At 51.6% G+C, this 14494-nt stretch carries 14 protein-coding genes; 5 read left to right on the forward strand and 9 right to left on the reverse strand.

The genetic code is table 11. From position 1 onward, the window contains the following. Positions 1-52: 52 nt before the first annotated feature. Positions 53-1522 (reverse strand): M48 family metalloprotease, encoded by a 1470-nt coding sequence (locus tag IE117_RS23335; protein ID WP_189568101.1) that lies wholly within the window; start codon positions 1520-1522, stop codon positions 53-55. A 127-nt stretch (positions 1523-1649) separates the two neighbouring features. Further along, on the reverse strand, positions 1650-2144 hold the full coding sequence (locus IE117_RS23340) for a MarR family winged helix-turn-helix transcriptional regulator (RefSeq protein ID WP_189567933.1): 495 nt from the start codon (positions 2142-2144) through the stop codon (positions 1650-1652). Positions 2145-2354: 210 nt separating this feature from the next. On the opposite strand from IE117_RS23340, the gene IE117_RS23345 reads away from it, so the two are divergent. From IE117_RS23345 to IE117_RS23355, 3 genes are all read left to right on the forward strand, one after another. Further along, entirely contained in the window at positions 2355-3401 is a 1047-nt protein-coding gene (locus IE117_RS23345) for an HlyD family secretion protein (protein WP_189567935.1), read from the forward strand. Between the two features lie 25 nt (positions 3402-3426). Next, on the forward strand, positions 3427-5034 hold the full coding sequence (locus IE117_RS23350) for a DHA2 family efflux MFS transporter permease subunit (protein WP_189567937.1): 1608 nt from the start codon (positions 3427-3429) through the stop codon (positions 5032-5034). Between the two features lie 93 nt (positions 5035-5127). Further along, positions 5128-6435, forward strand: a complete 1308-nt coding sequence (locus IE117_RS23355; RefSeq protein ID WP_189567939.1) for a TolC family protein — start codon at positions 5128-5130, stop codon at positions 6433-6435. Between the two features lie 112 nt (positions 6436-6547). On the opposite strand, the gene hemC is transcribed toward IE117_RS23355, so the two are convergent. The 6 genes from hemC to IE117_RS23385 form a co-directional block, all read right to left on the reverse strand. Next, a complete protein-coding gene (gene hemC / locus IE117_RS23360; protein ID WP_189567941.1) occupies positions 6548-7495 on the reverse strand; it encodes a hydroxymethylbilane synthase in 948 nt (315 codons plus the stop codon). A gap of 85 nt (positions 7496-7580) precedes the next feature. Further along, on the reverse strand, positions 7581-8492 hold the full coding sequence (locus tag IE117_RS23365; protein WP_189567943.1) for a hypothetical protein: 912 nt from the start codon (positions 8490-8492) through the stop codon (positions 7581-7583). A 2-nt stretch (positions 8493-8494) separates the two neighbouring features. Next, entirely contained in the window at positions 8495-9517 is a 1023-nt protein-coding gene (locus IE117_RS23370; RefSeq protein ID WP_189567945.1) for a cytochrome-c peroxidase, read from the reverse strand. A gap of 47 nt (positions 9518-9564) precedes the next feature. After that, complete coding sequence (locus IE117_RS23375; protein ID WP_189567947.1) at positions 9565-10359, reverse strand: MbnP family protein; 795 nt, start codon at positions 10357-10359, stop codon at positions 9565-9567. 38 nt (positions 10360-10397) lie between these two features. Further along, complete coding sequence (locus IE117_RS23380) at positions 10398-11504, reverse strand: cytochrome-c peroxidase (RefSeq protein ID WP_189567949.1); 1107 nt, start codon at positions 11502-11504, stop codon at positions 10398-10400. A 155-nt stretch (positions 11505-11659) separates the two neighbouring features. Next, positions 11660-12103, reverse strand: a complete 444-nt coding sequence (locus IE117_RS23385; protein WP_189567951.1) for a hypothetical protein — start codon at positions 12101-12103, stop codon at positions 11660-11662. A 69-nt stretch (positions 12104-12172) separates the two neighbouring features. Here IE117_RS23385 and IE117_RS23390 point away from each other — a divergent pair, with 69 nt between their 5' ends. Continuing rightward, entirely contained in the window at positions 12173-13390 is a 1218-nt protein-coding gene (locus IE117_RS23390; protein WP_189567953.1) for an MFS transporter, read from the forward strand. Beyond that, on the forward strand, positions 13380-13994 hold the full coding sequence (locus tag IE117_RS23395; protein WP_189567955.1) for an IMPACT family protein: 615 nt from the start codon (positions 13380-13382) through the stop codon (positions 13992-13994). Before IE117_RS23390 ends, IE117_RS23395 begins: the two co-directional genes overlap by 11 nt. 83 nt (positions 13995-14077) lie before the next feature. On the opposite strand, the gene IE117_RS23400 is transcribed toward IE117_RS23395, so the two are convergent. After that, entirely contained in the window at positions 14078-14488 is a 411-nt protein-coding gene (locus IE117_RS23400) for a hypothetical protein (protein WP_189567957.1), read from the reverse strand. Positions 14489-14494 lie beyond the last annotated feature (6 nt).

Raw genomic sequence — 14494 nt, forward strand, 5'->3', positions numbered from 1 at the left:
AAAAGTACCCCGGCTCTACCTGAGCCGGGGTACTTTTTGTTTACTGCGCCAATTATCTACCCAGCGTTTTTATCATCATTCCCCGCGTTACGGGATCTTTCAAATCCATTCCGTTCAGGATCTCCAATTCTTTCATTTTATCGCTTGGCATTTTATAAGCTTCCAGAGCACTCTGCAAAGTACCGTCGCGCTGTACGCTTTTTATCTGAATGCGCTCGGGTTGCCGGTTGAGCTTGTCGCGGTCGGTAAGCGTACGGAAACCCTCGGCCACCTGCTTGAAATCAGCTGCGTACTTGTCGAAATCGGCGACATAGCTCATACCGTGGATAGCATAAATATTGCCGGCATACTGGATAAACCAGGTAGCTACCTGCACCGTGTTCTGGGCCGTTTGTTGTTGCTGAGGCTGGCCTTGCTGTTGTTGCTGAGGAGCCTGCCGCGACACTACGACCAGGGCCGGATTGCCATTTATTGTTGCTTTCTGGCTGTCTTTCGCTTCCAGACCCATACCCTGCAAAGTGGCCTGCGCGGCTTCTTCCAGTGAATTTCCCTGCGCCAACGTAAAAATCATGACTGCCTTGCCGTTCTTTGGAGCCATCTGAAACTGCGTGGGTGAGTTCTGATGCTGCCAGTTGCGTGGTACCGGAAACTGAAATTTCAGGACAGGGTGATAAAACATATCGTTTTCCACGAAGCCCTGCTTGGGGTCTTCGCCGTAGATGATCCCGTCGATGCGCTTGAGATACTCGTTGCGGTCTACCTCATAGGTACCAGGATTCTCCTGCTGGTACTTGGTAGCCAGGGCATCCACTTTCTTTTGACGATTGCCCGGATCGGGGTGCGTAGACTGGAAGGTGGGAATAATCTGGCCGCTGGCATCACTTAGTTTTTTTAAAGTACCAAAGAAATCGGCCATTTCGTGAGCGTCATAGCCGATTTTGCTGGAATACCCAACGCCAATCTCATCCGATTCGGTTTCGTGGGCACGGCTGTAGCTAAGCATAAGGGACCCAACGCCCGCCTGAATTACTTCGCCCATTTCGGGCAGGGCAATCGTACCCGCAATCGCACCCAACTGGCCGAGCAATTGGCTGGTCTGCTGTCGGGCCGAGTGGCGGGCGGTGATGTGACCGATTTCGTGGCCCAGCACCCCGGCGAATTCGGCTTCGTTGTTAAAATGCGCCATAATACCGCGCGTAAAATAGACATAACCTCCTGGTACTGCGAAGGCATTCACCACAGGTGAATCTACCACAAAGAACTGGTAGGGTAGGTCGGGGCGGTGCGAAATGGCAGCCATCGCTTTACCTTTTTGGTTGATAAATGCCTGCAGGCCCTGATCTTCATAGAGACCCATCGAGGCTACTACCGATGGGTGCGACTCTTTGCCCAGCGCGATTTCCTGCTCTTTGGACATCAGGATAAGTTCACGTTTGCCCGTCACAGGGTTGCGGGAGCAACCGTAAAACGAGGAGATTCCTACAATCAGGAACAGGTAAGAAACAACTTTACGCATTTTCATCATGATTTTTTCGGGGTTTGAGTAAACAACTTGGGGGCGGGTTTAATTAACGGGCATTCATAAACGTCGCGACTTTTCTACGAAATAATTGTGCCATGTATATTTCTCAGCACAAAAAAATTTCAGTTCAAACGGTTGAGCCATCATTTTCAAGTACCTCCAAAAGCTCATACAAAACGTCGATCACCTCCTCCATGCGTTCTTCCCCTACCACCTCGTTCATGCGGGCACGAACGGTGTTCATTACCTCATTGAGGTCCACGAAGAGCTCTTTACCGCGTTCGTCCAGAAAAATTACGCTCGAGCGGGCATCGCTCTCGTGGGGTTGGGTAGTGATATAGCCATTTTCCTCGAGTTCTTTCACCACCTTGCTCATCGCCTGCTTGCTGATACCAGCCTTTTTTGCCAATTCGGTATTTGTGATCCCCTCTTCCGTCAAATTAGCCAGCAGAGCCAGAGACCCCATCTTGAAATCTCCGTAGCCTCGTGCCGCCATCAACGGTTCCATGTTACGATCCAGGTAACGTTTCAGCCGCCACGACAACCTTCCTAATGAGCGACGGCGGATGGAATGAAAGCGCTCAAAATCGAATTTCTCAATTTTATTTTTTGTGATTTTCATGGTTAAAATGCTAGTAATCAAATTTTAATACAAATTTAATCCTGAAAATGGTCAACTGAATTGACTTTTATGGTCAACCTAGTTTACCTTTGTGGATGCAAAGTTAGTCAACCTAGTTTACTTTATATAACGAGCGAAAAGGGAAAACAAACACTGAAACGGATTTTACCAGATAATTAACCTGACCTACTTACCCATAACTATATAAGCATGACAACCACGAAAATTAACCCTATCAAGAAATTTGCCCCCCGTATCGTCATCGGTATTGTTTTGCTGTGCGGTGCCCTGTATGGCTTCCGGTCCTATCGCTACAATCAGACGATAGAGTCTACGGACAATGCCCAGATTGATGGCAGCACGGCCCCGGTACTGGCCCGCGTGGCGGGTTATGTAAAAACGCTGAACGTGACTGACTACCAGCAAGTCAAAGCTGGGGAGCCGCTTCTTGAAATCGATCCCGCCGAGTACGGACTGGCTGTAGCGCAGGCGGAAGCCGATTACGCTCAGTCGATGGCTGACCTTGAAACGGCTAGAGCCAGCCTGCTCAACTCACGCGAATCGGTTAAAGTAGCCCGCGCCAACGTGGATGTGCAGGCTAGTCGCCAAACCAAGGCGCAGAGCGATTTGCAACGCGACCAGAATCTGTTCACGGGTGGCTCGATCACCAAGCGCTCGCTGGAAGATTCCAAATCGGCCAACGAAATTCAAAACCGTCAACTCACCGCCCTGCAAGCGCAGGCTACCCAGGCCAAAGTTGCAGAAAACACTGCAGAAGCCAACATCCGCAAAATGGAAGCGGTACTAAAGGTGAAGCAAGCTGCTCTTGATCAGGCCAAACTACGCAATTCATATACCGAAATCACCGCGCCGATCAATGGCAAGACTGGCCGAACCAATAATGTGTCGGTGGGACAGTACGTGCAACCCGGACAGACGCTCTTTACGATCGTGAACGGGAACAATATCTGGGTGACGGCCAATTTCAAGGAGACGCAGTTGACCCATATCCGCGTCGGGCAGCCCGTCGAAGTGAAGGTAGATGCTTTTCCTGACCTGGAAATCAGGGGCAAAGTGGCCGAGATATCAGAAGCTACCGGGGCGAAATTCTCACTACTACCCCCCGACAACGCCTCCGGCAATTTCGTGAAAGTAACGCAGCGGATTCCCGTAAAGATTGAAATCGAAAATAGCGATCAGTTCAAGGACCGCCTGCGGGTGGGCATGAGCGTGGAGGCCGTGGTGAAGATCAATTAAGAGTAAGACCTGGATTATTAGCAAAATGAGCAATCCACAAACACTTCACGCGACGCCCACCGGTTCCAAACAGGCGATTATCGTAATCACGGTGATTCTGGCTTCGGTCATGGAACTCATCGATACGACCATCGTCAACGTAGCCTTGAATGAGATGGCCGGGTCGCTGGGTGCGACGATCGAGGACGTGGCCTGGGTTATTACATCCTACGCCATCGCCAACGTTATTATCATCCCGATGACGGGATTTCTGGGCGAGTACTTTGGTCGTAAAAACTACTACCTCACCTCAATTGTTATCTTCACGATCGCGTCCTATTTCTGCGGTACCTCGGGCGACTTGCCAACGCTGGTGTTCTGGCGCTTCATTCAGGGCATTGGAGGCGGTGCGCTTCTGTCTACCTCGCAAAGCCTGCTTTTTGATGCCTTTCCGCCGCAGAAGCGCGGCGTGGCTTCGGGCTTATTTGGTATGGGCATCATCCTGGGGCCCACGCTCGGCCCTTACGTCGGAGGGCTGATCATTGACAACTACCACTGGTCGGCGATCTTTTTTGTCAATATTCCCATCGGGATTCTGGCGGCGGCATCTACCTACCTGTATATAGACCAAAGGGCAGGTGAAGGCAAGAGAAAAGCACAAATTAAAATCGATTACCTCGGGATTCTGCTATTGATGGTAGGCGTGGGTTCATTGCAATTCGTGTTGGAAAAAGGCGAGTCCGAGGACTGGTTCGACTCCAGAATGATCATTGGCTTTGTCGCGGCGGCGGTCGTCGGCATCATAGGCTTCATCTGGCGCGAACTTACTACTGACCAGCCCGTGGTGAACATCCGGGTGATGAAAGACCGGACACTAGCCCTGACGACGATTTTGAGCTTTGTTGCGGGCATCGGTCTGTTCACGTCGGTATTCGTGTATCCGGTTCTGGTACAGCGTATCAGCGGCTATACTGCCACCATGACGGGTCTTTCGCTCCTCTGGCCGACGATGGCCGGAGTCATCCTGATGCCTATCCTGGGAAAGCGATTATCGGCGGGCGCCTCGCCTTTGCCGTTCATTACCATTGGCATGATCCTGATGATCGTCTTCGGCTTCGAGGCCGGTAACTTCACCGCCGACGCCAGCCAGTGGCAATGGTTTCCGGTGCAGCTGCTTAGGGTGGCGGGAATTTCAATGCTCCAATTGCCCCTGATCAACCAGGCGGTGGCTGGACTGTCTCCGAAGGACTACCCGGCGGGAATCGCCATCAATAATATGATCCGACAGCTTGGCGGGGCATTCGGTATCGCGTTGGCCAATAATTTCGTAGTGCAGCGCTACGCCCAGCACCGCTCCGATCTTATGGTTAATATGGATCCGGCCAACCCGCTGTTCGTCGACCGCCTCGAAACACTCAAACGGGGCATGATGTCGGTTTCGGGTGATGCGGTTCAGGCCACGGCGCAGGCATACCGCCAACTTGGGCTGATGGTGGACAAGCAATCTTATTTACTGGCTTACCTGGATACCTTCCGCATTGTGTCGATTTTCTTTATCGCCATCATGCCACTCTTATTTTTTATGCGTACCAAAAAGAAAACCGCCGAAGAGGCCGCCGCGCAGGCGAAGATGGCGGCGGAGGCAGCCCACTGATTTTGGGTTACCGGTTTAAAGGTCAAAGATTTCTACAATCTGAGAAACTCCGCAGAAAATCTATCTAAAAACTTGAAAATCAAGAAATAAAATATGAAAAGATCATTTTTTGTCATCGCTCTGCTAAGCGTATTGTTGGGCAAAGCACACGCTCAGAGTCCCGCCGAACTGGATAATCTGGTGCAGGCGTCGTTTCAGAATTTTCCCAAATTGAAAGAAGCCGAGCGGCTGATTCAGAGTGGAGAAATGCGGGTGGATATTGCCAAAACTGCCCTGCTCCCATTTGTAAACGGCAATCTCAGCTATACCTACCTGACACCCGTGGCGCAGGCGGCACTGCCGACGCCTGACGGACCGAAGACGCTGCAATTTATCCCGCACAACAACTATAACTTCAATGTGTCGGCTGGCTATGCGCTTTATGATTTTGGCAAAACGGATCTGAGCATCCGGCAGGCGCGGGAAAATGTACTAACCCAGCGCCACAGCCTGGAATTGACCAAGCAGAATCTCGCTTACCAAGTCGCGCAATTGTACTACAGCATCGGCTTTTTACAAAAAAGCATTCAGGTACAGGACGACGTGATCGCCACTTCGGCCAAACTCATTGAGCAAATTGCCGTTCGTTACCAGAATGGCGACGCGCTTGAATTTGACATCGTGACGCAGAAAGTACGTTTCGAAACGGCCAAGACCCGCAAAATTGACTTTGAGAATCAAATCGAAAAGCAAAGGATCATGCTCGCCTACCTGACGGGGATTCCCCGCGAAGACCTGACAATTGCTGAATTCTCTACGCCGGAGACGACCACCATGCCAGCACCTGTGGGTAGTTTGATGACGCAAGCTGAAGGGCAAAATAAGGAATTGCTGTTGGCTCAGGACCGGATTCGCAGCGCCGAAACAGAAATCGCCATTGCCCAAAAGGCCCATCTGCCTACCCTATTACTCAATGCTTCGGCGGGAGTTAAAAACGGCTATGTACCGGACATCAGCATCCTCCGGCCCAATACGGCGGCGGGTATCGCGGTAACGATTCCGCTGTATGCAGGCAAGCGTTACGACTTACAGCGTAAGGCCGCCGAAATCAGCCGTCAGGCCAGCGATTATAATCTCGAAGCCGTGAGCGCCAACCTTCGCAAGGACATGGAAAGCGTTCTGGCCGACCGCCGCAGCAACGAGGCCCGGTTGCAAAGTCTGCAAGCCCAACTCACCCAGGCCGACCGCGCTCTGGCTATTGCCGAAAACCGCCTGGCGAATGGCACTATCACTGCCGTGGAACTGGAAAGCGCCCAAACGGGTATCGAGGAAGCGCGGCTCGGACAGGTAAATTTACAGTACCAGATCTTTATGAATGGGCTGGAATTACAGCGGTTGGCGGGCGTAGAGTTTTGGAAGTAAGCCCTTCGACCGCTCGGGCGGCCCCGTACGCTCAGGATTATAAGAATGCTTGGGCGAACCCATAAGGTTCGCCCGAAGGCTAATGCTTACATAACAGGCCAAACGGCCTGAATTACCGCAAGTCGGTGACGTCTATTTGTGCGTTTTTAATTTCTTCCAAAATCCGGTCGGCTCCGGCACCCAGCAATTCTTCAGCCAAGGCCTGTCCTACTTTTTCGGGATGGGCCGGAGAACCTTCGGGAATGGAGCGGCGGAGCATTTCGCTGCCATCGAGACTCACGACGCCGCCCCTCAGATGAATTTTCCCCTCGACCAAGGTACCCAGGGCGAAAAGCGGAACGCTGCAACCGCCCTGTAAACGGTGCAGAAAAGCGCGTTCGGCGCGGAGGCAAAGCGATGTTTCGACATGGTTGAGTAATTTGCCGAGAGCATCTTTTTTGTCGGTAGGCAGTGATACCGCACATTCAATGGCCACACTACCTTGTCCCACGGCGGGTGTAAATTCTTCAAGGGAAAGGTACTCGGCGATTTTATCGTCGTAGCCCATGCGGTGAACGCCCGCGTAGGCCAGCAACAAGGCGTCGCAGTGGCCTTCCTCCAATTTACGGAGGCGGGTTTGCAGGTTGCCTCGCATATCCACCGTTTTCAGGTGAGGATAAAAATGCTTGAGCGTAGCGATACGCCGGGTGGAGGAAGTACCAATGACGAAGTGTTCCTGCTGGCTCAGGGAAAGGTCAGTATTGTGACTAATCAGAACGTCGTTGACCTTTTCGCGTTCCGTAAAAGCCAGAATTTCAAAATCTTCCCCCAAATCCGATTGCAAATCTTTGGCGCTGTGGACAGCGATGTCGATATCGCCACTCCGAAGTTGCTCTTCAAGCTCCTCGGTAAAAACTCCTTTGCTGCCAATTTTGGACAATGCCCGGTCCAGGATTTTATCACCCTTGGTTTCAATAATGACAATTTCGGTGGAAATGCCGCCGTCCCGCAGGAGTTTTTCTACGTAATACGCTTGCCATAAGGCTAATTTACTGCCGCGCGTGCCGATTTTAATATGCATGGTTTTGAGATTAGTCTGGTAACCGTTTTTGGGTGAAATCTCTACGGCGAAGTTCCGAAAATATTCCCCAAATCTAAATTCTTCCTCAAAACAGCCACGCCACCTGCACCATTCCCCGCGCTTTGCTTACTACCTCTCCACTCGAAAGATTTTGCGCCAGCGGGTTTTGAACGCTGATCCCGGCGGTCCAGCGATTGGCGAAGAGCGAGACGCCCGCTGTGCCATTCAGCAGATCGCCGCCTGACTCGCGGACGGTACGGCCATCCTGCGTACCAAAAGCCGAATGCTCGACGTATAGGCCCAAATGTGGCATTATTGACAAAGTACCTTTCGTGAAAGTACGGAAAACATCCGCGCTGCCGTAGGTTTGGTTACCGAAACGGTAGCCACGCACGTTGGTTGTATTCAGCTTTTGGGACAGCGTGAGGAAAGTACCCCACTTCCCTGCGTTGAGGGTGTAAAAAGCGTTCAGGATAAAATCCGTGCTTCCCGTTCCGGGCTGGAAGTTGGCGTTGGCTACGGCCAGCGGGTTATTCTCGTCGTAGTGGAAGCGGCCCGTGGGTACTTTTATCCCTCCGCCGAGTTGCAGACTATGGTTGAAATGGTGGTTCTTGTCGCTGTCCATAAAGGTGTTCAGCAGATTGTAGTTGAGCAGCAGCGTGGCGTCGCCGAGGCCGTGCTGTCGTTTGGTTTCCGCCGGGGTAATCTGGCGGTCGCTGCGATAGGGGAGGAAAACCATCGCTTGCACTCGTTTGACCGGATAAAATCGGGCATATAGCTCCGTAACCTGGAATGTCTCCTTGGTGTGGAAGTACTCGCTGCCGGGATGGGTTTCGAAATTCAGCAGCGAATAGCGGACTCCCAGCATCGACTTGTGCGATTGGGGCATCAGCCCGAAGTACGAACCGCTATTGGCACAGCCACAGGCATCGCAGGACCAGGCGGGCGCACTTGCTCTCAGAATCAAAAAGAGTAAGAGTAAAAGTATTTTCTTCATTTTCAGTTTTGTGAGAATTTCCGGTTTTTCAAGAAAGTATCGTCTGTGAGTGTATGGAGAAAGGCTACGACCTGCCGCCGCTCATCTTTGGTGAGCGCGATCCCGCGCTGGCCATTTTGATTCAATAAGAGATCAAGGTTAGGGGTGTCTTGCACCCCTTCGGCGTAGTGATCCAGCACGGCATCGAGGGTATAAAAACGACCATCGTGCATATACGGGCCGGTGACGGCTACGTTGCGCAGGCTCGGCACCCGAAATTTGTTTCGATCGGCTTCATTGGCGGTTATCCGTGAGCGACCTTCGTCATCACCTTGAATGGCAATGCCGTTGTTGCGGTAGCTGCGGTCGGTAAAAAGCTCGCCCGCGTGGCAGGAGGCACATTTTTGTTTGAAAATGGTCAGCCCCGCCGACTCATCCGGCGTGAGCGTTTCGCCTTCATTACGCACGAACTTGTCGTAGCGCGAATCTGCGGATACCAGCGTGAGCATAAACTGCGAGAGGGCTTTCAGGAATTTGGCGGAGGTAATTTCTTCCGAACCATAGGCCCGCTTGAACATCGCCGGATAACGCGGTGAAGTACGTAGTTTTTCCAGCACATTTGTCCCTTTCTCATCCATTTCCACCGGATTCTCGATGGGCGCAATCGGAACCCGGTCCAGGTCGATGACGCCGCCATCCCAGAAAAACTCCGACTCCCAGGCGAGGTTCTGGACGGGCAGCGAATTACGTGTCCCCTTGCGGTTGTCGATGCCGTGACTGAGGTCGTGGCCGTGGTGGGTGAAGCCCGAAGGTTGGCTATGGCACTCGCCACAGGAAATAGAACCATCGCGCGACAGGATAGGGTCATAGAAAAGGGCTTTTCCCAGCTCAAAGCCGTCGTTGGTGATGGGATTTGCCTCAAAATTATAGAGTGGCTCGGGGAAATTGGCAGGTACTTTGAATAGTACTTCCGGTTCGGCAGTATCCGTCGGGGTACATCCTGCCGCCAGCCAAAGCGAAAGGCCAATCATTACAAAGTTTTTCATAGGAATGAAAAAAGGGGAGCAGCCCACTGGCCGCTCCCCCCGTTTATTTAATCGTTATGGACGTGGTCCACTACGAACATCTTCACATAATTATCGGCAATTGGTCCGGCTACAGCAGGGTTATGTACGCTGTTGGTTTCAGCGAGTTTGATCGTGTTCGGTCCGTCGAAAACTTTCAGAAAATCCGCCACCAGATGAACCGTGGGTGAAATGCTTTTGCGCACGGTGGCTTGGGTTTTTAGGGGCAGCGTGACCGTGCGGAGATTGTTGGCTGTGCCTTTGTAGCCCCCTATATGCATGGCGAAGGCACGTTTGCCCGCTGAGTTCAGCGGTACCACGGGCGACGTTCCTTCCAGTTTTACAAAAATATAGCCTGAATTCCAGCTCCACGCCATGCCATCGTCTCCGTAGGATAACTCGTCGAGGACGCCCGTCCGTTTATCGACACCCGCAACGCTGCGGGTACTGTCTACGCCAATCAGAAAACTGATTTCGGTGTAGTCTGCCGCAGGGACATCTGTCAACTTAGACATCCAGGTTTTGGGGTCAGCCTGGCGAATCAGAAAGTACTGCTCGGGGAACTTCACCACAGTTCCGTCAGCTTTTTTCAAAGCCACATTGCTGATGAAGTAGTTGAAGGTTGTCAATGTGAATTCTTCGCCCGAACCATTCTTGTAAGTACCCGTACCCAAAGTCATTTTCTGCGCTCCCACACGATTGTCGAATTCCAGCGTGACAGCGTTGGTGCTGTTGTCGATAGGGTCGACGTTGTCGTTGGTACATGCCACTACCAGGGCCGAGGCGAATACAATGCCCAGAATGTAATTGAAAGTCTTTTTCATTTTTTGGTTAAAATCTTTGATATGGATTTGACTGATTTTTACCGCACCGGAAACCCTTCCGGCTCGGCGAATTTTCTGTTAGTTAAAAAATCTGTGTCTGCCAGCGTGTTGAGGAAGGCGATGATCTTAGTCTTTTCGTCTTCGCTCAAAGCGATCCCCAGCTTACCATCAGACCGCCGGAAAAAGGGATCCAAGGTAGGGCTGTCGATCATGCCGCTGTCGTAGAAGTCCAGGACTTCCTTTAAGTTCTTGAAGCGGCCATCGTGCATATAGGGCAGCGTGGCGGTCACATTGCGCAGGCTGGGTACCAAAAATTTGTAGCGGTCTTCAGACTGGCCTGTGATGCGGAACCGCCCTTCGTCCACCACAACCTGCACTGTGGGTTTGCCGTTTTCGTACACGACCTTAGACCGTTGGAAAGGCGAAAGGCCGTTATTACGGAAACTTTGGTCGGTAAAAAGCTCGCCCGCGTGGCAGTTTTGGCAGCCTTTGCTCGCAAAGAGCTTCTGGCCCGCCAGTTCCTCGGCCGTGAACGTCGCGGCGTTCTCTTTCCGCACTACCTGGTCGTACTTGGAGTTTGCCGAAACCAGCGTGAGCATAAATTGCGATAGCGCTTTGAGCGTTTTTTCGGAAGTAATCTCTTCGCTGCCAAAAGCCTTTTCGTAAAGTCCGGGGTAGTTTTTGGTGGCGCGGAGTTTCTTCACCACGTTGTCCATTGTATCATCCATTTCATCGGCATGCTCAATCGGAAAAATGGGTTGTTCGTCCAGATTGTCGATGCCGCCATCCCACTGAAAGCGTTGCAGCCAGGCCAGGTTTTGCAGCGGCAGCGCATTGCGCAGTCCTGTGCGACCGCCGATGCCGTGACTCAGGTCGTGCAAATGGTGCGTGAACCCGTTTGGCTGGCGGTGGCACTCGCCGCAGGCGATGGTACTGTCCCGCGAGAGCAAGCCGTCGTAGAAGAGTGTCTTGCCTAACGTGAAACCAGCCTCCGTGGGTTGGTTGAGTTCAATCTGATAGACGGGTTCCGGGAAATTTGCCGGGCGCGCAAACAAAGGTTTCTCCTCCGCCGGAGCGGGAGGATTCTCCTTGGGCTGGCAAGCCAGGACTAGTAGTCCGAAAAGTAGTAAAATCAGATATTTCATTGGATATCAAAGGGAAGTAGTGCCCCATGCCGAAAGGCTGACGCGCTTTAATTGGATGTACTGGAAAAAAAGAGATCGTCAAAAAGCAGCGTTTGCTTTCACGACAAATCGAATTCACGGAAAAATTCCGTCGAAAACTATTTTCCAGCAAGCCATTAGCCTAACTGCGGGGGATGGAAGACGCCGGACAAAGCCGCGTCGTCAAAAGAAGAGGGAGAGTAAGAAAAAGAAGTTTTTGCCAGGTCACCAGTCAGGTACTCCGGTGCAGAAAAGTTGGCAAAGAACGTCCGGCAGTCTGTAACGTTTTCCAGTAATTTAAAGACAAAGTTGCGCTCGGCTTGCTTTTGCTCCTGCTCCTGTACGGCGGCCAGGCGGGTAGCCAGGTAGCATTTGCCATCACAGTGCAGCTCGGGGCGGTTTTTATTAACGCAATAATTATCGATGATGAATTCCTTGCGAAGCTCATAGTCGAGGTACAACAGCGGCATCACCCATGCTTTTATGCACATGAGCAGCAATAAGCCAATAGCCAGCCTCTGTTTTGTCGATTGCTTCACGATAATTCTAACGCGCAGTAGGTACTGAATCGTACTAAGCACGCAAAGTTAACGAAAATTGTTAGAAGGCGGTTTGGCTCTGTCCATCGAAATCTCCGCTAACTTTGCAGCATGCAACCACCCGTCACGGCAGACGTCAGTACGCCCAATACCGCACCGCAGCGCATCTTCACTACCCAGTTTTGGCTGCTCAGCTTGAGTTCTTTCCTGTTCTTTGGTAGTTTTAATATGCTTATCCCCGAACTACCCGCTTACCTTACCAGTATGGGCGGCGCCGAATACAAGGGGCTTATCATCAGCTTATTCACACTTACTGCGGGCATTTCCCGCCCATTCAGCGGTCGCCTGACCGACCGCATCGGGCGCATTCCCGTCATGGTGTTCGGCTCGCTGGTATGCGTTGTTTGCGGCTTTCTGTATCCGATTTTTATTACCGTAGTCCCTTTCCTGCTGCTGCGTTTGGGACACGGATTCTCTACGGGTTTCAAACCTACCGGCACAGCGGCTTACATTGCCGACATTGTCCCCGCGCACCGACGGGGCGAAGCACTGGGAATTTACGGTATGGCGGTCAGCATCGGTGCGGCGTTGGGTCCGGCCATCGGGAGTTGGGTGGCCAACGCTTTCTCGCTGAACACGCTGTTTTATACTTCTTCCTTCGCTGCCTTCCTGTCCATCGCCATTTTACTAAACATGAAAGAAACGCTGCCGAATCCGTCGCGACTTTCCTGGGAGGCATTCAGGATTACCCGAAAAGACGTTTTCGAGCCGCGCGTGTTCTCACCTTCGCTGGTTGTCTTTCTGACGTACTTCAGCTTTGGGGCGTTACTTACCCTGATTCCTGATTTCAGCGATTCGCTGGACCTGCACAATCATGGTCTTTTCTTCTTGGTATATACGCTCACGTCGCTGTTCATCCGGCTGGTGGCGGGCCGGGTTTCGGATCGCTACGGGCGGGTGGAGGTGGTGGTAGTTGGTTGCTCGATGTTAATCATTGCCATGCTTTGCACGGGTTTCGCCGCGTCGTCGGCTTTATTTTTTACTGGAGCCGTGTTTTTTGGCTTCGCAACGGGGATTCTTTCGCCCATTCTCACAGCCTGGACGGTAGATTTGAGCGAAGAGGATGGCCGAGGACGGGCGATGGCGACGATGTACATTTCGATGGAAGCGGGCATCGGCCTCGGTGCCCTGCTGTCGGCAGAAATATTCGCCAATGATGTGGCTCGGCTACCGCTAGCGTTTTCAGTGATGGCCGGGTTTGGTCTGGTGGCGCTGATCTACGCGGTGATTATCTTACGAATAAAAAGAAAGGCCAACGATGCTGTTTGATGATTTTTATCGTACCATTGAGGCGCCCGCCGAAGGACTTTTTAAAGATCGGGGCAGCAAGTTCTATGCCTTCGCTTATCCGATAAAATCGGAAGAGGATACCAAGCCCATACTGGCTAATCTGCGCGAGCAACACCCCAAAGCCGTCCACCACTGCTATGCGTATCGGCTGGGTCTGGACCGAAATCAATACCGCGCCAACGACGATGGCGAACCGTCAGGGTCTGCGGGGAGGCCTATCCTGAATACGCTGTATTCCCACGATCTGACCAATGTTCTGGTGGTAGTTGTGAGATATTTTGGCGGTTCGCTGCTGGGCATTCCGGGGCTCATCAACGCCTACAAAACCGCCACCGAAGTCGCACTGGAGCAAGCGGTAGTAGTCCAGCGATTCGTTTGCGACGAGTACGAAGTTACGTTTCCCTACGACGTGACCAGCGAGGTCAGTCGGGTCATCAAAAGCTATGATTTGGAAGTCAGGGAGCAAAAATTCGAAATGGAGTGTACTTTCAAAGTACTGGTTCGGAAGACGCTGCTCAATCAGGTGGTGCCAGCCTTTGAAGATATTGAAAAGGTAAAAGTCGTTTACCTGAGAATGGCTTAAAGTCCTCATCATAGAGGAAAACGGCCTGCCCTTACATGGAAAGGCAGGCCGTTTTCTATTTCAACTAATATTCGTCCTGATTTTTAAAGAATGTTAGTACTTATTTTCAGGTGCCCTCGGGTAGCTCCTTTGGGAACATAGAGGATTACCAAGGTGTCTCCGTTATAATAGTCAGGATTAGTCTCGATAGCTATTTTTCCATACTCGGTAATTATTGAATTTTGCCCTTTTACTAAATCGAAATCATTGATTAACATATAGTCTGGATAGGTGTAAAATCGAATCAACGCCCCTGAATCTAACTCCCCCTGTAATCGAAGCTCCATTTTCTCATGCTTAGTAAAGGGCAGTTTACCCGCTAAAGCAGACGTTGAATCAATGAACTCCTGTTCTTTGGAAACATCGTCTACGTAGAACTCAGCAAACTCATATGGATTGCCTGATCTACAAGAAATAAAACAAAAAATGAGAATTGAAAAAAAAAGGTTTTTCATGAGTCG

This window comes from Persicitalea jodogahamensis, assembly GCF_014651615.1.
In the GTDB taxonomy this organism is placed as follows: domain Bacteria; phylum Bacteroidota; class Bacteroidia; order Cytophagales; family Spirosomataceae; genus Persicitalea; species Persicitalea jodogahamensis.